This is a genomic window from Micromonospora sp. DT231, from assembly GCF_049847025.1.
In the GTDB taxonomy this organism is placed as follows: domain Bacteria; phylum Actinomycetota; class Actinomycetes; order Mycobacteriales; family Micromonosporaceae; genus Micromonospora.
Map to the genome: position 1 here is coordinate 140,617 of NZ_JBNCNO010000005.1, position 21,282 is coordinate 161,898.

Annotated in this window: 21 protein-coding genes and 1 pseudogene; 11 read left to right on the top strand and 11 right to left on the bottom strand. The window is 68.4% G+C overall.

All coding sequences use genetic code 11. The features are described from left to right. Positions 1 to 24 precede the first annotated feature (24 nt). From ACPXBU_RS15015 to ACPXBU_RS15025, 3 genes are read left to right on the top strand one after another with little or no spacing between them, the layout of a single operon-like run. A complete protein-coding gene (locus ACPXBU_RS15015) occupies positions 25 to 1,404 on the top strand; it encodes a LutB/LldF family L-lactate oxidation iron-sulfur protein (protein ID WP_425758764.1) in 1,380 nt (459 codons plus the stop codon). Next, a complete protein-coding gene (locus ACPXBU_RS15020; RefSeq protein ID WP_425758474.1) occupies positions 1,401 to 2,048 on the top strand; it encodes a LutC/YkgG family protein in 648 nt (215 codons plus the stop codon). The genes ACPXBU_RS15015 and ACPXBU_RS15020 overlap by 4 nt, the downstream gene beginning before the upstream one ends. Further along, positions 2,045 to 2,755, top strand: coding sequence for a siderophore-interacting protein (locus tag ACPXBU_RS15025; RefSeq protein ID WP_425758475.1), 711 nt, complete (start codon positions 2,045 to 2,047; stop codon positions 2,753 to 2,755). The genes ACPXBU_RS15020 and ACPXBU_RS15025 overlap by 4 nt, the downstream gene beginning before the upstream one ends. A gap of 116 nt (positions 2,756 to 2,871) precedes the next feature. Here ACPXBU_RS15025 and ACPXBU_RS15030 read toward each other — a convergent pair whose 3' ends face one another. From ACPXBU_RS15030 to ACPXBU_RS15040, 3 genes are all read right to left on the bottom strand, one after another. Further along, positions 2,872 to 3,342 (bottom strand): GNAT family N-acetyltransferase, encoded by a 471-nt coding sequence (locus ACPXBU_RS15030; protein ID WP_425758476.1) that lies wholly within the window; start codon positions 3,340 to 3,342, stop codon positions 2,872 to 2,874. Positions 3,343 to 3,507: 165 nt separating this feature from the next. Further along, the gene (locus ACPXBU_RS15035) at positions 3,508 to 4,056 is read right to left on the bottom strand and encodes a DUF1772 domain-containing protein (RefSeq protein ID WP_425758477.1); all 549 of its coding nucleotides are present in this window, start codon (positions 4,054 to 4,056) and stop codon (positions 3,508 to 3,510) included. Continuing rightward, positions 4,053 to 4,898: an NAD(P)H-binding protein gene (locus ACPXBU_RS15040; RefSeq protein WP_425758478.1), complete on the bottom strand. Its 846-nt coding sequence runs from the start codon at positions 4,896 to 4,898 to the stop codon at positions 4,053 to 4,055. Before ACPXBU_RS15040 ends, ACPXBU_RS15035 begins: the two co-directional genes overlap by 4 nt. A 95-nt stretch (positions 4,899 to 4,993) precedes the next feature. Between ACPXBU_RS15040 and ACPXBU_RS15045 the strand changes: the two genes are divergently transcribed. Next, positions 4,994 to 5,941 (top strand): cupin domain-containing protein, encoded by a 948-nt coding sequence (locus ACPXBU_RS15045; RefSeq protein WP_425758479.1) that lies wholly within the window; start codon positions 4,994 to 4,996, stop codon positions 5,939 to 5,941. Between the two features lie 57 nt (positions 5,942 to 5,998). On the opposite strand, the gene ACPXBU_RS15050 is transcribed toward ACPXBU_RS15045, so the two are convergent. The 3 genes from ACPXBU_RS15050 to ACPXBU_RS15060 form a co-directional block, all read right to left on the bottom strand. Next, the gene (locus ACPXBU_RS15050; RefSeq protein WP_425758480.1) at positions 5,999 to 6,298 is read right to left on the bottom strand and encodes a hypothetical protein; all 300 of its coding nucleotides are present in this window, start codon (positions 6,296 to 6,298) and stop codon (positions 5,999 to 6,001) included. After that, positions 6,295 to 6,474, bottom strand: coding sequence for a hypothetical protein (locus ACPXBU_RS15055; RefSeq protein WP_425758481.1), 180 nt, complete (start codon positions 6,472 to 6,474; stop codon positions 6,295 to 6,297). Before ACPXBU_RS15055 ends, ACPXBU_RS15050 begins: the two co-directional genes overlap by 4 nt. A gap of 321 nt (positions 6,475 to 6,795) precedes the next feature. After that, positions 6,796 to 8,007 (bottom strand): helix-turn-helix domain-containing protein, encoded by a 1,212-nt coding sequence (locus tag ACPXBU_RS15060; RefSeq protein ID WP_425758482.1) that lies wholly within the window; start codon positions 8,005 to 8,007, stop codon positions 6,796 to 6,798. A gap of 604 nt (positions 8,008 to 8,611) precedes the next feature. Here ACPXBU_RS15060 and ACPXBU_RS15065 point away from each other — a divergent pair. From ACPXBU_RS15065 to ACPXBU_RS15080, 4 genes and pseudogenes are all read left to right on the top strand, one after another. Continuing rightward, positions 8,612 to 9,073: pseudogene (locus ACPXBU_RS15065) on the top strand (exonuclease domain-containing protein); the annotation flags it as partial. Between the two features lie 207 nt (positions 9,074 to 9,280). After that, complete coding sequence (locus tag ACPXBU_RS15070; protein WP_425758765.1) at positions 9,281 to 10,147, top strand: Lsr2 family DNA-binding protein; 867 nt, start codon at positions 9,281 to 9,283, stop codon at positions 10,145 to 10,147. Between the two features lie 552 nt (positions 10,148 to 10,699). Continuing rightward, positions 10,700 to 11,257 (top strand): toll/interleukin-1 receptor domain-containing protein, encoded by a 558-nt coding sequence (locus ACPXBU_RS15075; RefSeq protein WP_425758483.1) that lies wholly within the window; start codon positions 10,700 to 10,702, stop codon positions 11,255 to 11,257. Further along, positions 11,227 to 11,649, top strand: coding sequence for a hypothetical protein (locus ACPXBU_RS15080; RefSeq protein WP_425758484.1), 423 nt, complete (start codon positions 11,227 to 11,229; stop codon positions 11,647 to 11,649). The genes ACPXBU_RS15075 and ACPXBU_RS15080 overlap by 31 nt, the downstream gene beginning before the upstream one ends. 290 nt (positions 11,650 to 11,939) lie before the next feature. Here the strand turns inward: ACPXBU_RS15080 and ACPXBU_RS15085 are convergent, their stop codons facing one another. From ACPXBU_RS15085 to ACPXBU_RS15105, 5 genes are all read right to left on the bottom strand, one after another. Further along, the gene (locus ACPXBU_RS15085; RefSeq protein ID WP_425758485.1) at positions 11,940 to 15,107 is read right to left on the bottom strand and encodes a S8 family serine peptidase; all 3,168 of its coding nucleotides are present in this window, start codon (positions 15,105 to 15,107) and stop codon (positions 11,940 to 11,942) included. 306 nt (positions 15,108 to 15,413) lie between these two features. After that, the gene (locus ACPXBU_RS15090) at positions 15,414 to 16,118 is read right to left on the bottom strand and encodes a DUF998 domain-containing protein (RefSeq protein ID WP_425758486.1); all 705 of its coding nucleotides are present in this window, start codon (positions 16,116 to 16,118) and stop codon (positions 15,414 to 15,416) included. A gap of 86 nt (positions 16,119 to 16,204) precedes the next feature. After that, a complete protein-coding gene (locus ACPXBU_RS15095; RefSeq protein WP_425758487.1) occupies positions 16,205 to 17,428 on the bottom strand; it encodes a low temperature requirement protein A in 1,224 nt (407 codons plus the stop codon). Next, complete coding sequence (locus ACPXBU_RS15100; RefSeq protein WP_393361257.1) at positions 17,428 to 18,042, bottom strand: TetR/AcrR family transcriptional regulator; 615 nt, start codon at positions 18,040 to 18,042, stop codon at positions 17,428 to 17,430. The genes ACPXBU_RS15095 and ACPXBU_RS15100 overlap by 1 nt, the downstream gene beginning before the upstream one ends. After that, positions 18,035 to 18,871, bottom strand: a complete 837-nt coding sequence (locus ACPXBU_RS15105) for an alpha/beta fold hydrolase (protein ID WP_425758766.1) — start codon at positions 18,869 to 18,871, stop codon at positions 18,035 to 18,037. The genes ACPXBU_RS15100 and ACPXBU_RS15105 overlap by 8 nt, the downstream gene beginning before the upstream one ends. Positions 18,872 to 19,173: 302 nt before the next feature. On the opposite strand from ACPXBU_RS15105, the gene ACPXBU_RS15110 reads away from it, so the two are divergent. The 3 genes from ACPXBU_RS15110 to ACPXBU_RS15120 all read left to right on the top strand — a co-directional run bounded on the left by ACPXBU_RS15110 (position 19,174) and on the right by ACPXBU_RS15120 (position 21,271). Next, a complete protein-coding gene (locus ACPXBU_RS15110; RefSeq protein ID WP_393361260.1) occupies positions 19,174 to 19,485 on the top strand; it encodes a hypothetical protein in 312 nt (103 codons plus the stop codon). Positions 19,486 to 19,570: 85 nt separating this feature from the next. Then, positions 19,571 to 20,344: a TSUP family transporter gene (locus ACPXBU_RS15115; protein ID WP_425758488.1), complete on the top strand. Its 774-nt coding sequence runs from the start codon at positions 19,571 to 19,573 to the stop codon at positions 20,342 to 20,344. A 159-nt stretch (positions 20,345 to 20,503) separates the two neighbouring features. After that, complete coding sequence (locus tag ACPXBU_RS15120; protein ID WP_425758489.1) at positions 20,504 to 21,271, top strand: TauD/TfdA family dioxygenase; 768 nt, start codon at positions 20,504 to 20,506, stop codon at positions 21,269 to 21,271. Positions 21,272 to 21,282 lie beyond the last annotated feature (11 nt).

Here is a 21,282-nt window from a genome sequence, read left to right on the forward strand (position 1 = left end):
CGCGTCCCACTGCCCTTCCCCACGATGGCGAAGCCGGCCGTCGCCGACACGCAGCTTCGGGCCAACCTGCACCGGGCCACCCGCACCATCCGCGGCAAGCGCGCCCGGGTCGTCGACGAGGTGCCCGACTGGGAGGCTCTGCGCGACGCCGGCGCCGCGATCAAGGCGGACGTCCAACGCCGGTTGCCGGAGCTGCTGGAGCAGTTCGAGGCGTCCGCCACCGCCGCCGGCGCCACCGTGCACTGGGCCCGGGACGCGGCCGAGGCCTGCCGGATCGTCGTCGAGCTGACCCGGGCCACCGGCGCCGACGAGGTCGTGAAGGTCAAGTCGATGGCCACGCAGGAGATCGAGCTCAACGAGGCCCTGGAGGCGGCCGGGATCGCCGCGTACGAGACCGACCTCGCGGAGCTGATCGTGCAGCTCGGCGACGACACCCCGTCGCACATCCTGGTGCCGGCGATCCACAAGAACCGGACCCAGATCCGGGACATCTTCCAGCGTCGCATGCCGGACGCACCGGCCGACCTCAGCGACGAGCCGGCCGCCCTGGCCGAGGTGGCCCGCGCCCACCTGCGGCGACGTTTCCTCGCGGCCCGGGTCGCCGTGTCCGGCGCCAACTTCGCCATCGCCGACACCGGCACGCTCGTGGTCGTGGAGTCCGAGGGCAACGGGCGGATGTGCCTCACGCTGCCGGAGACGCTGATCAGCGTCGTGGGCGTCGAGAAGCTGCTGCCGACCTTCACCGACCTGGAGGTCTTCCTGCAACTGCTGCCGCGGTCCTCGACCGGTGAGCGGATGAACCCGTACACCTCGATGTGGACCGGCGTCACCCCCGGGGACGGCCCGCAGGACGTGCATGTCGTGCTCGTCGACAATGGCCGGTCCGCGGTGCTCGCCGACCCGGTCGGGCGGCCGGCGCTGTCCTGCATCCGCTGCTCCGCGTGCCTCAACGTCTGCCCGGTGTACGAGCGGGCCGGCGGACACGCGTACGGCTCGGTGTATCCGGGGCCGATCGGGGCGATCCTGTCGCCCCAGTTGACCGGGGTGGCCGACAACGCCTCCCTGCCGTACGCGTCGACGCTCTGCGGCGCCTGCTACGACGTGTGCCCAGTGAAGATCAACATCCCGGAGATCCTCGTCCACCTCCGCCAGCAGGCGCCGCATCCACGTGCGGAACGGGCCGCCATGCGCGTCCTGTCGTGGGTGATGCGCAGCCCCCGGCGCTGGGCCGCCGCCCTGCGGCTGGCCCGCCGGGGCGCGGGGCCGCTCGGCGCGTACCGCGAATGGCGCACCGGCGCTCGGACGCTGCGCCGGCTGCCCTGGCCCGCCTCGGCGTGGACCCGGTCCCGGGACCTGCCGCTGCCCGCGCCGCAGACCTTCCGCGAGTGGTGGGAGCAGCAGTGACCGCGCGTGACGAGATCCTGGCGCGGCTGCGGACGGCCCTGGCCGACAACCCGCCCCCGGTACGGGTGCCCCGCCGATACCGCCGGGCCGACGACCGCCCCGACCTGGTCGAGGTCTTCGTCGACCGGCTGGTGGACTACCGGGCGACGGTCCACCGCGGCATCGACGCCCTGGCCGGGCTGCTGGCCGAGCTCGACCGGCTCGCCGTCCCCACCGACGTGCCCGCCGACTGGTTGACCGGCCACGTCGGGCGGGCGCACCACGACGCTCCCCCGCTGACACCGGCCGAGCTCGACACGATGGACGCGGTCCTGACCGGTTGTGCCGTGGCCGTCGCCGACACCGGCACCATCATCCTCGACGCCGGCCCGACGCAGGGGCGGCGAGCGCTCACCCTGGTGCCCGACCGGCACATCTGCGTCGTCCGCGCCGACCAGGTCGTCGGCCTGCTGCCGGAGGCACTGACCCGGCTCGACCCACGCGCGCCCCAGACCTGGATCTCGGGCCCGTCCGCGACAAGCGACATCGAACTCGACCGGGTCGAGGGCGTGCACGGCCCCCGCCGACTGGAGGTCGTGCTCGTCGGCGGGCACCCCCGAGGATCGCTGCCGCACAACGACGAAGCCTGGAGTGAGGAACGATGATCGGACTCGCCGGACGCCTGGCCGACCTCGCCAGTGGCGCGATCTTGGACAACGCCCGCGTCACAGGCCTCCGCCAGCTCTCATCCGAGTTCGTTCGGATGACGCTGTCCGCCGAGCCGTTCCGGAAGGCGACCTGGGTGCCCGGAGCGAAACTCCAGCTCCGGCCACGGCGCGGCTCGATGAGCCTACGCACCTACACACCCACCAGTTGGGACGCCGCCCGGGGCGTGACGGAGCTGGTCGTCTACACGCACGGCAACGGTCCCGCGAGGCAGTGGTTCGAGCGGGTGACAGAGGGCCAGACCTGCGAGGTCCTCGGGCCACGGCGCTCGATCGACCTGCGCGCGGCCACGGGCCCCGTGCTCTTCGTCGGGGACGAGACAAGCGTGGCGCTCGCCCGCGCGTTGGGCACCCTCCCCGCCGAGACGTCGTACGTCTTCGAGGCACGCGATCCCGTCGCGCTCACCGACGTGCTCGCCCAACTGGGGATCACCGAACGACTGACGGTCGTCACGAAGGACGCCGACCCGGTCGCGCTTCTCCACCACTGCCGCGCGGCGGCCATCCAGGCGCCGTACACCCTCGTCGTCACCGGCGACGCCGCGACCGTGCACGCCGTACGGCGAGACAGCCGTGGGTGGACGCGCAAACCCCGGCAGGTCATGGGCAAGGCATATTGGGCCGAGGGCCGCACCGGCCTGGACTGAGCACCGACCGAGCACCACGCCGGACGACGATCGTTGCCTCCCAAGCAGCGTTGGTCCGAGTGCTGTGGTCGACGACCTGTTCGGGGGTGGGGCCTCGATGTGAGGCCCGCCTCAGCTCAGCACGCCTCGACTGGTTTTCGGTAACGGGGTTGCCGCGCGGTCACCCGATATCCCGCCTTCTCGTACAAGCGAACGCTGTTGTTCGGATTCTCCGCGACCGTGCTGAGTCGGGCCGTCGAGACTCCCGCTTCCGCCAGCCACCGCAGCATCGCGGTGCCGATGCCCCGGCGGCGCCACGCTGGTGCCACACATCCACTCAGCAGGTAGACCCGGGTATCGGCCCCTTCGGACCACCAGTCCATCCAGGTGAAGCCCACGGTTCGCCCGGAGTCGGCTTGGGCGACCAGACAGAACGGGTGTACGCCGTCGGGTTCCTCGCCGGTATCGGGACCGGGCAGCCAGAGATCGCCGTCGGCCCGGCGCACCTCGGCACGGACGGCCTGGACGCTGGCAATGTCACCGGCACCCGCGTAGGGACGCACCGTGACGCCGGCCTCCGCCAGCGAACCGATGTGGTCAACGGCCACTGTCCCGCCCTTCTGGGTGCCAGTTCCCCCACAGGACTACACGCCCGGTGCTCGCGAGGACCGCCGCACCGCGCTACGGACCGCTGATCGCAATGGTAAGGCGTACGCGGAGAAGCCCTTTCCGATTTATCCGGTAACAGGCTGCGGTCTGTCCGGTGGGGTCTGCTACCGGTCGGGTTCCGTGGAGAGGTTCGGCTGGGCGTTCTGCGAGGGTCGGGATGGTGCCACGGTGGTGGTAGAGCCCGCGTGCAGGGCGAGGCCGAAGGCGACGACGGCCAACGTGCAGCTGATGGCCCGGACGTTGTTCGCCGGGTTCCATTTGGCCAAGTAGTTCGCCCACTCCGTGTGACCTGCGGCGGTGGTCGGGTCGACCGCGGCCAGGCTGTCGTTCAGCGGGATGTTGATACTGAAGCTGATGACCATCACGCCGACGACGTACAGTGCCGCTCCGCCCACCAGCCACCACGCGCCCGGGCTGTCCTTGACGAAGGCGAGCACCGCCAGCGCCAGAGAGACCAGCGCGGTACCCAGGAAGATCAGCAGGAAGAGCGGGTTCTGGATCCGTACGTTGATCAGGTTCATTGCGGCCGCGCCCTGTCCGGCCGGCATCCGCTGCAGCGAGCCCATGATCGCGGTGCCGAAGGCGTAGAACACGCCGCCCATCAGCGCCGTACCGGTCAGGCTCACGAGGGTGAGGATCTTGACGGTGTTCACGCAGACCATGCCCCGGTGCGTGCGGCAGTGCGCGCCCAGTCACTGAAATCGCGGGGTGCCCGGCCGAGGACCTGCTGAACGCCATCGGAGGTGTACTCGGAGCGGTGGTTGCGGATCACTGCGAACAGATCGCGGAGGGACTCGGCGTCCTCCTGAGGTGCGCCGTACCCGACGAGCTCGGCGACGAACTGCTCCGGTTCGAGGGCGACATACCCGATGGGCCGTCCGATAGCGTGCGACAGCTCGGCCGCGACCTGGGTCAGGGTGAGGGTGCGCGGTCCGGAGAGGGAATACCCCTGGCCGACGTGCCTGGTGTCAAGCAGAGCTGCCGCCATCACCTCGGCGACGTCGTTCACGTCGATCCAGGGTTCGGCGCCGTCGCCCGCCGGCAGCCGGATCTGGCCGGCCAGGACAGCTTCGTGGAGGAAGTCCTCGCTGAAATTCTGCGCGAACCACGACGGCCGCACGATGGTCCAGTCGACGCCGCTGACCTTCACGGCGTTCTCAAGGTCGAGGCTGCCCTGGTAGACCGCGAACTCGCGGCCCGGAGCGCCGACACCGCGGCCGGAGAGCAGGACCACCCTGCGCAGGCCCTCCGCCGCGGCCTGCTTGACGAACGTGCCAGCCTGAGCGAGTCCGGTTGGCCCGACCGGCGGGGCCAGGTACGCCGTGTCGACGCCGGCAACCGCAGCCGACCAGGTGCTGTCGTCGTACCAGTCGAAACGCTGTTCACTCGAACGCGAGGCCAGCCGGACCGGGACCTGCTGGGAGGTGAGCTGCTCTGCCACCCGGCGACCGGTCTTGCCCTGCCCGCCGAGAATGAGGATCGGTGTGTTGGTCATGGTTCGATCTCACCGCCGATCGATGAGGCAAACCATGGTTGTTCCGCGCGATTTCATGTTTGTGCGTCTCACCCTGGCAGCTAGGGTCTTGCGACATGGATGTGCTCGACGACCTGCTGGCCGGCACCCGCGCACGCGGTGGGGTCTTCAACCTGACGATCATGGACACACCGTGGGCGCTCGAGATCCGCGAGAAGGCACCACTGACCCTCGCGACCTTGGTGCGCGGATCCGCCTGGGTGGTGCGCGATGGAATCGCACCGGCCCGGATGCACGAGGGTGACGTCGCCATCTTCACCGGCCCCGCGCCGTACGTCGTGGCCGATCAGCCCGGCACCGCCCCACAGCTTCGGATCCATCCCGGCGGTATCTGCGAACCGTTGCCCGGCGCGCCCACCGACTACAGCACCCGGCTCGGCGTGCGGACCTACGGCGGTCACCCCGACGGCGAGGCGATGGTCGTCAGCGGCACCTATCAGCTGGAGAGTGACGTCAGCCGGCGACTGCTCGCGGCCCTGCCGTCGGTCCTCGTCGTTCCGGCGGCTGAGGTCGCCGGACACGTGATGTCGATGGTGCGCGGCGAGATCCAGCGCGACGAGCCGGGCCAGCAGAGCGTCCTCGACCGCTGGCTGGACCTGGCACTGATCACCGCGATACGTGCGTGGTTCGCCCGGCCGGGCTCCCACACCCCAGGGTGGTATCGGGCGCAGAGCGACCAGGTCGTCGGCCTCGCACTCAGGCTGATGCACGAGGACCCGGCGTACCCATGGAGCATTGTCGAGTTGGCCGAGCGGACCGGCGTCTCCCGCGCCAGCCTGGCCCGGCGGTTCAGCCCACTGGTGGGCGAAGCGCCGATGGCGTACCTCACCGGCTGGCGGATCGCCCTGGCCGCAGACATGCTGCGCGAGACGACCGACACGGTCGAGGCGATCGCACGCCGGGTCGGCTACGCGAACGCCTTCGCCCTCTCGGTCGCCTTCAAACGAGTTCGCGGCACCAGCCCCACCGCACACCGCCGCGGTGCGTTGCCGGCGTCGGCCTAGCTACTTCGACCCGCGTGTCGAGCGTGAACGTGCGCGGATGATGCGAGGTCAGGCGGTCTACCGACGGGTGTATCGGCTCGGTCCGGCTGGTGCGGTTGCTGTACCTGGCTGCTGTACTGCCGGCTTCGACAGCTCGGCCTCCCTGGTCCATCCGAGGAACCGGCGGTGCAGCAACCCTGCCGATGTCCACGGCATGTCCTCGGTTGCCTGGACGAGGTAGGACCCGAGGTAGAGAGTCAGCGATACCGAAGCATCCGCATACTCCGCCCGCAGCTCGCGCTTCTTTGTCGGGCAGGGCCAGGGCAGGGAGCAGCCACTGCAGGTCCAGATCGGCATGACCGGGCCGTGGACAGTCACCGCACACCCGTCAGGACGCGAGCAGTGATGGGCCGGGCATGCAGGCTGGTCGCCCATGCGACCTGCCAGCATGGGTACGGCGTGAGCCGTCCCCACCACGTGCGACAGCCGCCGCACATGCCGTCCCGCCCGCGGACGTGCACCGCGATGGTTACCTCCTGCTGCCCGATATTCACTGCTCACCTTCCTGCGGCCAGTGGTCCCGACTGATCGGAATCCGGTGCCGGGCACGGCATGGCAGGACGGCTCCGCAGCAGCAGATACGCAACGACCACAAAGGACGATGCCAGCGGGCGAGAGTCAGCGCGGTTGCCGAGAGGTATTCGTCATACGAGACGCGCCGCACGGACCCTCCCTCGTTCGAGCACGAGGACGGCTCCTGCCCTCGAAGCTGAGGGACGCGGCGACCGGGCGACTCCCGCACCGCCCGCCGCATCCTGTGAGCAAGAAGCTACGGTGGGTCGCGGAGCCAAATGGGTAAGGTTCCTACCCCTGGATCACGAGAGCAGCCCGACCTTGAGCGCAAGATCACGGGCGTCGTCACGAGTGGAACGCGGGCCGTCGAGCAGGTCTAGGGTGATCTGGCGGGCGTACCCGTTGAAGCGGATCGTCTCCGGGGCCGACTCGTACGCCTGCCGGAGGGTCATCACGGCAGCTTCCTTGTCGTCCTTGCCGTAGTGCGCCCGTGCGGCCTCGATGAGATGGCGTGCCCGGCGCGGCCGCGACGGAATCGCCGCGGAATCATGACGGCGTGCCTGCCGCACCGCCTCACCGGACTTCTGCAACTCCACCGCCACGGTCACCGCGTGTGCGCCCATGATGATCTGTGAGAACGAAGTCTGCGGCTGATAGAAGCCCGGGGGCAGGCGCCGTGCCACCCGGTCGGAGCGATCCCAGTACCGCCAGGCCCGACCTTCCTCGCCAGCACGGGCGGCGGTGTAGGCAGCCTCGAAGTTCAACGCGCCCCAGAGCGCCAACATGTTCGTGTTCCCCTCGGTCGTACGCGGCTCCAGCGCCGACAGAAGGTCCAGGTTCAGCGTCATCGCGGTGTCCCAGTCGCCCGCATCCCGATGCACCTGGCACAGGAACCATCCCGCGCACGCCACCGCCTCCGGGTCGCCGGACTCCCGCGCCGCCACCATCGCGCGGTCCGCGACCCGCCACAGCAACTCGGCAGCGGGTTGATAGGCAAGGAACATCTGCGTCAGCCCGAACGTCTCCGCCAACAGGGCCTGCGCCTGCCGACGCTCATCACCCTCGTACGCCAACGCGGCACGCTGAACGTCGCGCAGCAGGCCCGGCAACAACCCGCCCAGCACCGTACGGTGATCCGCCGCCTGATGGCGTGCCCGCCACGCCATCGCGAGCCGCTCCCTCAGGCTCGTCAACGACTCCGGGGACGCCTCGTCGGAGATTGCGAAGCGGTTCACCGCATCCCGGACCGACGCCAGCGCCGGATGCTCCGGCCCGTTGACCACCGCAGACCGGGCGCTCAACTCTCCAACCATGGCCGATACCTCGACCTTGAGGGCACGCGCGATGCGATCCAGCATGTGAACGCGCGGCGGCAGGATGCGATCGTTCTCCACCGCCTTGACCCACTCAGCGCTGCGCCCCACCAAACCCCCGAGCACCGCACGGGTCTTCCCGGACCGCTCCCGGTAGACCTTCAACCGCTGGCCGAAAGTCAGCTCCGGCAAGGAATCCATTCCGGACCTCCTCGTAGCGCCTGACGCACCGTCGGCGCCCAGGCCGCCGCCACCCAACGCTACCGGCCTGCTGCCGCCTTACAACCTCTCACACGCGGCGCGCCGCCTACCACGCCGATATCCAAAGCCATGAACTCCTCGCTTGTAAGTTTGGGGCGCGTCTTGCGGCGACATGCGTCCTCGCTCGCGACCTCGGGCGACGATCCGCACTCCCCCGTCGGCGGAGTTCCTCGTTCGAGGTCGGGCTGTCACCGATGCTGTCGGCAGACTGAGAGCCGCCTTCGGTGAGCGCTAATCGGCGCTCGACGCGTGCTGGCCGAGAAACTCACGAAGGGCCCTGCAGCGGTGAGAGATGGCCACTCGTGGTCGTCATCGCTGGCAAAGGCGCCGCCCTTCAGACCACGCATCTGTCCGAAAGCCGACGGAGAAGCTGATCTTACTTGCGCTCCGCCATGCGCTGTCAGAGCATACGGCTTCGCGCTGAAGGCGGGGTGCTGTGGGAATCTTGGAACGAATTCGCGGGCGATTGAGCACGACCAACGTTCCACCTCTACCTAGGCAGCCCTCGGATGCTGGCCAGCCCACTGCTTCCTTCGCCCCACCTGTGGGCGGCTTTGCTGTTGTCGACGTAGAGACCACCGGCTTGGTGGCGTCTAGAGATCGTGTGGTCGAGGTCGCCGTCATCGCTACCGACCCGTTCGGGCGGGTCGTGGACGAGTGGACGACACTAGTGAACCCGGGCGGCCCCGTGGGTGCCACCAAGATCCATGGGATCACCGCCGGCGAGGTCAGGAGAGCACCCCGGTTCGGCGAACTCATCGGCGAGATGAACGCCCGTCTAGCCGGCCGCGCTCTAGTCGCTCACAACGCCCGCTTCGACCTTGGCTTCCTTGGCAATGAGTATGAGCGAGCAGGTTGGGCCATGCCCACTAGTCCACACCTCTGCACCTTGGAAGCGAGCTGGATCTACCTCCCGCACCTAGACCGTCGTCGCCTGTCCGACTGCTGCTGGGCCACTGGAATTCGGCTCGACAACGCTCACTCAGCACTCGGGGATGCACGCGCAACCGCCAGCCTGCTGATGTCTTATCTCGATCGGAACTTTGGTCGACCCCCGGAGCCCGACCACCTCCACCTGCCCGCCCACGCTGCCCAGGTCACGTGGCCAGTAATCCCGCGTCAAGCTCTCAACGTGACCCTGCGAGGCCCTGCTGGTCCTACGCCCGTACCGGCCGAGCCTGGCGGCCTCGCAGCCCTTCTCGACGATCTGCCCATGTCATCCGCAATGGAAGAAGGCGCTCCCACCAACACAACCGGTTACCTGGAGCTGTTGGCAGAGGTACTGGAAGACGGGGTGCTGACGGACGATGAAGCAGCTTCCCTCGCGAGCCTTGCGAGGACTTACTCACTGAGCCGAGAGCAGGTCCATGCGGCTCACCGTGGCTTCCTCTTGGCGTTGGCGCACAAGGCCATCGAAGACGGCAAGGTCACTCGCGATGAGCGCCGAGAGTTGCTCGCCGCCGCTCAGGCCATCGGCTTCACCGACGGGATCGTCAAAGCCGTTCTGGACGAAGCTCGCACCGCTCTCGCCGAACAACGGGGGAAGGGTTGCTTGCCGCTGCCAGATCTATGGCTGCACGGCGATCCTCTACGAATCGGCGAGGGCGTCGCCTTCACCGGTTGCGACGAGTTGCTGCGCGCTCGTCTAGAAGGCCGAGCACAAGCTTTCGGCCTCCGCGTAACCGGCTCGGTGTCCCGCAAGACCGCCGTTCTCGTAACCGACGGGGTAGACCCATACACGACCAAGGCCCAGGCAGCCCGCGAGTTCAAGACGCGGATCGTGGCTCCAGAGGTCTTTGCCGAACTGGTCCACTACGTCCAGCCGGCAAAGACTGGAACGGATCGCACCCCAGCGGAAACTGCGCCCTCACCCACCCCAACGACCACCGCACCAATGGCCGCAACTACAACAGTTTCCACCCTTCCGGCTCCCGGCCCCACGATACGTGCGTGGGCCCGAGCCAACGGACTGCCAGTGGGGGTGAGAGGTCGGCTCGCCACCGAGACCGTCAATGCATACGCCGCCGCCCACAGACTTGACATGGACCCGACTGGTGACACCGCTGCCCGCAACCCGTAGAGATGAAGCGGAACCAAGATGTGCGATCGGCTCACCAGTGGCAACGGCGCTCGACAGCTGCTCACGCCTCGTCGCGGGCTGCCATCCTCTCTGGCTGGTTGACGACGTTTGACGGTGTCTTGTGCCCCGTTCTGCCCTACACTGCCAGCGGCTCTCAGAATCGCCCGGCCTGCGCCGGGTCGTAACCTACGGCTGGGCGGTCGCTCGTCCCGCCAGTCGGCGTCGATCACTGACCGCGACTTATTGACCTCGGGCAGATCTGGCACGTTGCGCCCTCGAACGCCTGGCGGGCCGACCCCGGCCGATGTTGGCCGTAGGTCACCAGCAGTCCGGAGCCAAACCGGAGTGCGTTGCCTTGCCACCTTCACACGGGGCTTAGGAATGCAGCAGCGCTCGCCCACTCGCGATCCTTAAGCCTCCACCTCGGTGCTTGACCCAGAACAGTCGCCTAGCTGACTGACGCTTCTCATCGTCAACCGGATTTTCGTCTAATGGCCGATTTGAGAGCTATGTGACCCCCTAGAGACACCTGTGGCCGCCTACAATCTGCGCATGTCTGACATCCATTCAGAATCACAATATGATGTGGCGCTCTCATTCGCAGGCGAAGACAGAGAGTATGTCGACGTGGTCGCGAACGGCTTAAGATCAGCTGAGGTAAAAGTCTTCTACGACAATTACGAACAGGTCAGCCTCTGGGGCAAGGACCTCTATTCGCATCTGGATTTCGTCTACCGAAAAGCCGCCCGGTATTGCATTGTGTTCATTTCCGAGCACTACGCACGAAAAGTTTGGACGAACCACGAGCGACAGAGCGCCCAAGCCCGAGCGCTTAACGAGAATGACGAGTACGTTCTGCCCGTTCGGTTCGATAGCACAGACATCCCGGGCATTCGCCCAACTGTCGCTTACCTCGACCTTAGGCAGCTAAGCCCCGAAAGCCTTGTGGAGCTAATCCGGAAGAAGCTTGGACCTCGACGAGTCCGGCAGAATTTGCCGCTCAATCCGGACCGGCTCTACGAAGCATTGAAGGTAGTGAGCACGATGAACAAGGCAAGCAACACGCTGCAGAGACGGCAATGGAGTTCTACCAGCGGCTGCAACGCATGACCGAAGAAGAGCGCAAAGCAGTTCTCGGGGCGTTCGCCTTTGGGTGCGGGGCAGAACTGCCGAGCGGAGTTCACATCTCTCTCGACTACTTGCGCCGAATGACAGGACTACCTAAGGCCGAAATCCTTGAAATCTTCAGGAACGTCGGTTCGCTGGGAATCCATGCCATTAAAAGGAACGCGGTACACGAACCCACCCAAGGGGAGATTGTAGGGGATGACGAGGACCTACTGATTTGGTTCCGCAGCCAAAGTGACCAAAGCACCGAGACGGCCACGAGAATGACCCTTCTCGCAACCGACCATTACTGTGCTGACCACGGTCTCGACATGGTTGTGCGGCTAGACTTCAGCCGACTGTCGTCCCTCACACCGCCCGAAGCTATCGGCTAGCTCGATGGCTTATTCGACCCGTTTCACGATCCTCCTCCTCACTGGGTCAGCGGGCCGGATAGCTAGAAGTTAGTGCTTCCGACCCCACCTCAGCACTGGCGCTGTGCGACGCGAGGTCAAGCGTGCTCGTGACCACGGCTTGACGATCGTCGGCGCTTGCTCGTGATCGGGTCAACGCGACGCCTACGGGCACCGGAGCGGCGACGAGGGTCTGGCTGACCTTGCTGGCCCCGACGTGGAATCGGGGCCAGCAGGGCGTCGGTCATCTCAGGTGCGGGCGTGCGCCGAGGTCAGCCCTCGATGCGGTACGCGCGGGTGATGGTCTGGCGCACCGTGTTGCCGCTCTGGTCCACCGCGTACGCGCGGAGCGTGGCGTAGCCAGCGCCGGCCGGATGACGCACGTCGGCGAGCCAGCCAGCACCGGACTCGCGGACCGATGCGGACTGCCAGGTCCGGCCGTCGTCGTACGACACCTCGACGGTCAGCGACCGTACCTGTGCTGGCGTCGCACCGGCCTGCTGCTGCACGGTGACCGGGATGCGGAGTGCTCTGCCGGCCGGCGCCGCGTTGTCGCCGTCGAGCGCGGGTGCGAAGCGTACCGCCATGACCGGCAGTTGGGTGAGCTGCTCCGACTTCTCGGAGCGGAACGTCCACTCGGCCTGCACGCGGGTGGAGAGTTCGGCGTCTCGGGTTGCGGTGACGCTGTATCGGTAGTTCGCCGCCGCCGCGGGCACCTCGTAGTCGAAGCCGTCGATCGAGGGCACCAGCTTCCCGTCGCGGAACAGGTGTCGCGTGTAGGACGTGGTGTCGGCGAAGCCGGCGTGCCGGATATCCCGGTCGGAGAAGAGCGGAACGGCGGCGACGATCCGATTTCCCCGTCGGGTGACCCAGTGACCGTCGGAATAGACCGCGATGACGGACGGGAGTGCCGGGAAGCCCGGGCCCAGCGGGCCCGCCTGCCACGATTCGGTCTGCCGGCCGGCCGGATAGGCGGTGGGCGCCGACATCTGCTCGACCTCCCCCATCCTGACATCGGCCGACCATCGGGTGTCGTCCGCTCGGGAGTAGTACTCGGTGCGCGTGCCCGGCAAGGGAACAAGGCCACCGAAGGACACCGCTTCGGTGTAGTCCGGACGTGACGCCGTGACCACCTTCTCACCGATCGTGCCCGACCCGCTCGCGGGATACGTCGCGGTCACCTGCGCCAGATCCGTGGGCCGCACCTCCTTGCGGATCCCGGACGGCACCTGTCCGGACGGGAACCAGGCCAGGTGGTAGCGGTGCGACCCGGACCCGAACTGGCCGTCCGGGCCTGGCTCGGTGAAGACCGTCTGCAGACGTCCCCGCATCACGTTCCCGGCGAGCGCGGGACCGAGCTGTGCGGCGAACAGCGGTGCCATGCCGTCGAGCGAGACCACCGACGCGGAGTTCAGACCGCCGTCCGGAAGGTGGCGGTAGTACCCGACGACCGATCCGTTTGGCGTTGCCGCCGGCCTGGGCACGGTCACCGTGTTGGACTTGGCGAGCCGGGCGTCCAGCACGACTGTGGTGTCCGCCGTCAGTTCGAGCTGCGGCTGGGTGAGCAGGGACCCGAGGCGATCATCGCCGTGTTCCTCCGAGATGATGCTGGTGAGGTGGTAGTTGCCGGCCCTGAGCCGGATGCTGACCGTCCCGTCCGGCTCGTAGGGCACGACGGTGCCGGAGGCGGAGAGACCGTCCAGCGAGGTGGTGTAGCTGTCGGTCAGGCTGCCCGTCCGGTCCAGGTGCGTGAGCTTCAGGTCATAGCTCTCCGGTTCCCGGTCGATGGTCACCGGGACCCGCACGACGCCAGCGGGGCCGCTGGCGACCACCCGCCCCTCGTACACCCCTTCCGAGCCGGGAATGGCGGTCCTGGCGGTGATGGTCGCCGACGCCGAACCACCGGCCGCGACGGTGAGCTGCGCTGGTTCGATGCGGAACATGCCCTCCGGCGCGTGGGCGCCGTCCGGCCCGGTCAGGGAGACCGTCAGCGACAGCGTTGCCGCCGTCGCGCCGTCATTGCGGAAGGCGACGGTACGGCTGGCCGCCCGGTCGTCCTGGTGGGGCCATCTCGCGATGCCGAGATCCACCGCCGGTGGGTCCGCCCGCACCGTCGAGCCCGACGCCGCCGCCACATCGACGCGTCCCGCGCCCTGCTCGGTCAGCCGGTACGTCGCGGCGGGCCGGGCCGTGCCCATCAGGGTCGCCTTCAGATCCGCCGCCCGGAAGGTCGGGTGCTGTTGGGCGAGCAACGCGGCGGAACCGGCGACGTGCGGCGTCGCCATCGAGGTTCCCGACATTCGGGTGTACGACTCGTCAACCGGGTCGTCCGCCTCGAAATTGCGCGCCCGGGCGGCGACGATGTCCACGCCGGGTGCGGTGATCTCCGGCTTGATCGCACCACCGGTCAGCCGCGGGCCACGGCTGGAGTATTCGGCGAGTGTGTCGGCGCCATCCACCGCGCCCACGGCCAACGCGGAGTCGGCGCTGGCCGGCGAACTGATGCTTCGGGCCTGGGGCCCGCTGTTGCCGGCGGCCACGACGAAGAGCGTGCCCGCACGCGCGGTCAGCGTCTCCACCGCCTCCTTCAGCGGGTCCGTCTCGGTGGTGTCGGCGCCGCCGAGGCTGAGGTTCACCACCGCCGCGCCATTGGCGACGGCCCACTCCATCCCGGCGAGAATCGCGGAGTCGGGGCAGCCACCATCGGTGCAGACCTTGCCGACCAGCAACGTCGCGTCCGGCGCCACACCCCGGTACCGGCCGCCGGAGGCGGCACCCGAACCGGCGATGGTCGAGGCGACGTGGGTGCCGTGGCCCAAATGGTCATCGGCGTCCGGGTCGTCGGTGAAGTTGCGTACCTGCGCCAGCCGACCGGTGAAGTCCGGGTGTGTGGCGTCGATGCCCGTGTCCAGCACCGCGACGGTGACGCCCCGGCCGGTGCGGCCCGCCTGCCACACCGCCGGCGCACCGATCTGCGGGACACTGCGGTCCAGGCTGATCTGACGCTGCCCGTCCAACCACACCCGTTCCACGCCCGCGCTCGCGGTCTTGCCGGCAGCCTGCGTGTCGAGCGACCTCCAGAACTCTCCGGCCCGCTTCTTGGGGACCCGGACCGCCTGAGCCCCTATCCCCGGCAGGTCACGTACCACCGCGTAGCCGGAAGCGCGCTGCCTGGCAGCGGTCTGGTCCGTCGCGCGTACCAGCAGCGGCAGCTCCGTCTGCGCGGCGTCGTCGTACCTCGATGCCAGCAACTCGGTGATGTCGAACAGTCGGCGGTCGACGCGCCGCGCACCGATCATGGACATCGCATCGGCCGGAATGACGTAGTCGTGGCCACCAATCCGGTGCTGCGCGAAAACCATCCGCTCGCGACCGGGACCAGGCTGGATCTCGTACGTGCCGGACCGCACTCGAACCCGGTCGCCGGAAACCAGAGTCACCGTACGCAGCGGAGCCGCCGCGTCGACTCCGGTGCTCCCGGGGACCGCCGTACCGGTGGACTCGGCGGCCCCCGCCTGCCCCACACCCGCGACGGCCAGCGCCGCACTGAGCGCAGCCGCCCCTATTCCTCGCACTCGTTTCCCCATCGTCACCCAGCGCCTCCGTGAGGTATCCGTCCGCCGGTAAGTCGAGGTTGAACGAGCGACAGGCTGCCTGGGTACGGAGTGAAACTGATCACCGAGGTGATGAGGGCTTCGGACCTCGGGTGTGTTTCCGGTCGGTGATCGGGGTGGTGGAGCTGGAGGTCAGTTGCCTGTGGATGCCGTGGTGGTGGATGCACTGGTCGCGGCGACGCGGGGTGCGCCAGAGTCGGCCCGGCCGCGGAGCAGTGCGACGGCGACGGCGAGTTGCCAGATGACGATGGTGTAGACGGAGCCGCGTTCGATCGCGCCCGAGGGCAGGCCGGCATCGAAGGTGAGGAAGAGAGCGGTTACGGAGACCAGGCCGAACACTCCCACGACGATGCTGATGAGGCCGAGCAGCCGCGTCTGGGGAGTCTTTCGCCAGTGGATGCCCAGGACGAGGGCAAGCACGTTGCCGCCGAGGATCGCCAGCGTTGCTCCGGTGAAGTGCAGGGGAAGCGTGCCGTTCTGCTGCGCCTGCAGGGAACCGTGGAAGGTTCCGACAAGGATGTAGCCGATCATGGTCACGATCCCCGTCACGGCGGTGAAGGTTCGCCGCCCGCTGATCATCCGCGACAGCAGCACCGCGGCGATCCCGAAGAGGACGCCCTGAATGACGAATCCGGAGTTCATGACGACGTGCAGCGGCGAGTCGAGTTCGCGGCCTTGGAACACCCCGGCCGTCGCGGATCCGAGGTCGCTGATCCAGTTGTCGGCGTAGCTGTAGCTGGGCGATTTCCACGCCGCGGCCGTGATCGCTTCGGCGGCGAGATAGATCACCGAGCCCAGCAGGAAGGCGGCAGCGGCGAGGGGCCGGAGCTTGCTCATGATGTCTTCCATTTCCGTTTGGATGACTGATCGGTCAGTCGCGTGTGCAGGGGAAGTGGCGGCGGTTCCAGGGGTGGCGGATGCGGTCAACGTGGCCCCAGTCGTCGTTCGAACCAGAGGTGGGCCAGGACGATCAGGGCCAGGTAGACCACGAGCGTTCGGCCACTGACGGCGGTGGCGAGCAGGCCAAGCAGCAGTGGGGCCGCGATGCCCGTGGTGACCCGTGAGATCGTTCTCGGCAGGTCGGAACTGCGGCTGGCGACGCCGGTGACCACGCCGAGGGTGAAGTAGGCAGCGACCGCGCCGCACAGCAGCCAGCGACCGTGCTCGGGCAGTGGGTCGGAGCCGTGCTTGACCACCAGGGAGAGCGGTACGGCGATGGTGGCGACGACGCCGGTGACCAGGCAGTGCAGGCCGAGGGCGGCGCGGGTGGGGATCCGGCCGGCGCGCAGGTGCGGCAGGCCGGCGTATCCGAAGACGACGGACAGGCCGAACATGCCGGCCAGCAGAACGAAGGACGCGATTGCGGTGGCCAGCAGGCCGATGTCGTACCGTGTCTCGCTTGCGGCGGCGACGATCTGCACCACCGATTCGCCCAGCACGATGATGACGAAGAGTCCCAGCCGCTCGGAGAGGTGGGCCGGATCGACCGACACCCCGTGGATGACCGGTCCCGTGCCGTCGGGGCGGCCTCCTGATCGTGGCCGACGCCGAGTACGTTCTGGCGCGGTGAGGTACGACTGGACGCGCTGGAGGATCCTGCTGCCGGACAGGACCAGGATCAGCAGCAGGTCGAGGCCGACTCCTGCTGCCCAGAGCGCGAGCTTCCAGTGTTCGTCGACCCAGAGCGACGCGAACCAGGGCAGCAGTCCTACCGAATACTGCACCACCGGGAAGTCCAGCAATACCGCGCCGCGCTGCCACGACTTGGACCCGTAGACGCGCGTGGCGATGTAGGCGATCGCGAAGACGTTGAGCGGACGGACGTCGCTGCTGTGCCCGAGCACGGTGTGTGCCACGCCCGGCACAGACGCGGCCATGGTCCCCAGGCCGAACATGCCGACCATCAGCCGCAGCACGCGGGTCTGGCCGGCGGCGACGTTGCCGTAGAGCATGAACGTCGTCCAGGACAGCCACAGAGCCAGGAACAGCAGTGCGTAGAGACCGAGCGCCGCGGCGTCCAGCTCAGGTCCGAGCACGTGTGCCAGGGCGGCCACTCCGGCCACCGCCACCAGATCGAAGAAGAGTTCGGCCCAGCTCGCGTGCCGCTCGACCCTGGCGCCTGTGGGTTCTTCGTCGATGGTCACCATCAGTGGCCGCCGGGTGGTGGTGTCCCGGTGATCGTGGGTGCGCTGGTGGTGGCCCGCAGCCCGCGGTCGAGAAAGTCGATCATCCAGGTGAAGCTGTCGTCGACGGATGCGTCGAACCGGAACCCGCCGGCTGCCTCCTGGGTCGAGAACCCGTGCAGGGCGCTACGGAGCATCCGCAGGGCGTGAATCTCCTGGCTGGAGTCCAGGTGGTAGCCGCGCAGCATGGCCGCCCAGGAGGCGACCACCCGTTTGACGGCGGGGATGATCGGGTCGTCGGGTCCGGTCGGGCGGGCAGCAGCAGCGTCGCCGGCCGCGTACCGGCCGGGGTGCTCCAGCACGTAGGTCCGCATCGCCTGCGCGCCGGCGGCGAGGGCGTCACTGCCGGCCCGGCCCTGGATGGCGTCACGAATGGCGTCAGCGAACTCGGCCATGGACAGGATGGCGATGCGGTGGGCCAGATCGGCCTGGCTGGCGACGTGTTTGTAGAGCGCGGGGGTCTTGACTCCGAGCCGTTCCGCGAGCAGGCCCATGCTGAAGTTCTCCAAGCCGATCTCGTCGATCAGGGCGGCGCCGGCCTCGGTGACCGTCAGTGGGGTGAGACGGGCCCTAGGCATTCGCCAGCGTCTTGTCGAGGAAAGGCCGGGCCAGCGCGAGTACCTGATCCGGTGTCTGCGCGTGCGGGTAGTGACCGGCACCCTCGATGACGGCCAGCTCACCGAGCCCTCTGGGCAGATCAGCGATGATCTTCTCGCCTTCGGCGCGGGGGTCGGCCCAGTCGGGGTCGAGGCTGCCCTCGATGATCAGGACCGGACAGGTGACATTGGCCAGCTGCGCGCCGGCGTCGGTCGGGCTGGTCTTGCACATGGCCTGCAGAACCTTCATCCGGCCGGGCTCCGTCAGCTTCGCCTCGATACGCGTCAGTTCGGCGTCCCAGTCGGCGGGCTTGACCGGATACGCCGCGTCGAGGTACTTCTTCCAGCTCGCCAGACGTCCTCCGACCATGACCTGCGCCATCTGGCTGTAACCGGTTCGGAAGCGCTTCACCCGCATCAGCCCGCCAAGATCGAAGGGTTGCACGCGGGTGAACGGCGCCAGCTCGATGATGCCGTTGATCAGATCGGGCGCGGTGGCCGCCGCGACGGTCGCCGCGCCGCCGCTGATCGACTGGCCGATGATCACGGCGGGGCCGCCGAGGTGGCGCACGAGGGCGACGAGGTCACCCGCGATGTCGGTGCGGCTGTAGGCATCCCAGCCGAGGCTCGAGTCGCCGCAGCCGCGGATGTCGACGTTGGCGACCCGGTACCCGGCGCCGACCAGGGCCGGAACGAGGAAACGGTAGGAGTGCCGGCTGTCGCCGATACCGTGCGCCAGGACCACGAGAGGGCCCTGCCCGGACACCTCGTAGGCGAGGTTGTTACCGGCGATGCTCAGGTACTCGGTGATGACGACCTCCACAGGACTGGTTAACGGAACTTCCCGTAGGTTAATGGCGTTAACCAAATGCGTCAAGTGATCTTCATCGACGGTTCCGCCGATCACGGCGGCCCCGACTGATGCCCGCTCCCGCACGGGCACTGGAAGCACATCGCCGCGCCCAACCGGTCGACACCGCGACGACATCCCTTCGAAAGCGCTGGTCCATACGGTTCGTGGCACGGTCCGCCGACGTCGCGCGGATCGGCCCGATCCCGCTTCGGGAGTCGCCGCCACGGCTCCCGGAGCGCCGCTGCCTTGGAGGTAGAGCAATGCCCGCAATTCGCGTCCTCGCCGCGCTCGCACTCGGCGTCGTCACTCCGCTCGCGGTCGCGGCCGAGCCCGCGTTCGCCGACACCCCAGGCGCGACGGCACCCGCCTGTGTGGCCCGCCCGGTGACCGAACGGGGCACGGAGGCTGGCACGGTCTACACCGTCCACCTGCGCAACAACTGCAGCGACAACAAGCGGGTCAAGGTCGTTGTCGACTGGGGCCCGGACAGCAATTGCTACTCGCTCGCGAGCGGCCAAGCCGTCGACCACTCGTTCGCCCTCGGCAGCTACGGCAAGACCGTCATCTGCTGACACCGCCGCGGCGGGCGCTCCCTCGGACGACGGGAGCGCCCGCCGCGCCCCTGCGACGGCGCTCCCTCCGACTCCGGGAACCTCGATGGACCTGCACGAACTCGCAATGCTCCTCCTCGTCGCGGCGGCCGCCGGCTGGGTCGACGCCGTGGTGGGGGGCGGTGGACTGATCCAGATCCCCGCCCTGATGATCGCTTTCCCAGGGCTGTCACCGGCCACGGCCCTCGGTACCAACAAGCTGGCGGCGATCGCCGGCACCTCGTCCGCGGCGTACTCCTACGCCCGACGAGCGAAGATCGACTGGCGGATCGCGGCTCCGGCCGCCGGTACCGCCGTGGTCTTCGCGGGGCTCGGCGCCGCAGCCGCCGCCAGCGTGCCAACCGCCTACTTCCGCCCGGTCACCATGGTGCTGCTGCTGCTGGTACTGGCATTCGTGGTGGCGCGCCCCTCCTTTGGCACGATTGCCGCGGAGACGGCCGTGACCGTTCGGCGCCGGTTGGGCATCGTGCTGCTGGCCGGAGTGTTGATCGGGTTCTACGACGGGATCTTCGGGCCGGGCACCGGCACCTTCCTCATCATCAGCTTCACCGCGCTGCTGAGCCTGGACTTCGTGGCCAGCTCGGCGACCGCCAAGATCGTCAACGCCGGCACCAACCTCGGGGCTTTGATCATCTTCGCGGTCCACGACCAGGTGCTGTGGAAGGTGGGGCTGGCGATGGCCGTCTGCAACGTCCTCGGCGCTCAGCTGGGCGCCCGCACCGCCCTGCGTCGGGGCGCCGGCTTCGTCCGAGTCGTGTTGGTCGTCGTCGTCCTCGGCATGGTCGGCCGGCTCGCCGCCCTCTACGTCTGGCCGCAGTAGCCCGGCCGGTTCGGCCGACATCGCAACGACATGGCCCGCACACGTGTCGCTTCCAGCCTCGCAGCCACGTCCGTGCCCGACGCCTCGGGCGCCACCATTTGGGGAGGATCACCACCGTGAACACCGTTGCCAACCTCAGCGCCTACACGCTCGACGAGGATGAGAGCCGGGCCCTCGCTACCCTCGCCGACCGGGCAGCGCACCGCCTCCACGACCACGACAGGTGTCCTGATGCTCGTCGCCGAGCTGCTCGGCTCGCTGATCGGGTACGCCGACGAGAAGGACGGCGCACTTGTGCACGAAGTGCACCCCGTCCGCGGCGAGGAGCAGCGGATCGAGAACACTGGTTCGGTGGCGTTCGACTTCCATACCGAGAACGTTCACCATCCGCTGCGTCCGGACTTCCTGGGCCTGCTCTGCCTGAGGCGGGATCACGCGGGCATGGCGGCCACCCGGGTCGCCTCCGTGCGCGAGGCCGCCGCGCACCTCGATCCGCGGCATGTTGCGATCCTGCGCCGCCCCGAGTTCCATAGCCTGTACCCCACGTCGTTCACCCGCGGCATCCACGGCGAGCGGCCGGCCTCCGGCCCGCACCCGGTCCTCTTCGGCGCTGATGACCGACTGTTCATGCGCTTCAACTCACACAACACCCAGGCGGTCGACGACGCCGGGCGGGCCGCACTGCGCGCACTCGCCGAGGCACTGGAGCACGTCAGTCATGACCTGGTCCTGGCACCCGGCGACCTCGTCGTCGTGGACAACCACGTCGCCGCGCACGGCCGGGCGGGATTCACCGCCCGCTACGACGGCCACGACCGCTGGCTGCGCCGCTGCTACTCGCTGCGTTCCGTGCCGCGGTGGGCGGAGGAGATGATGGCCCGACCTCGGGTGCTGCCGTCGCTGGCCGACATCCGCGGCGTGCTGTGACGGCACTGCGG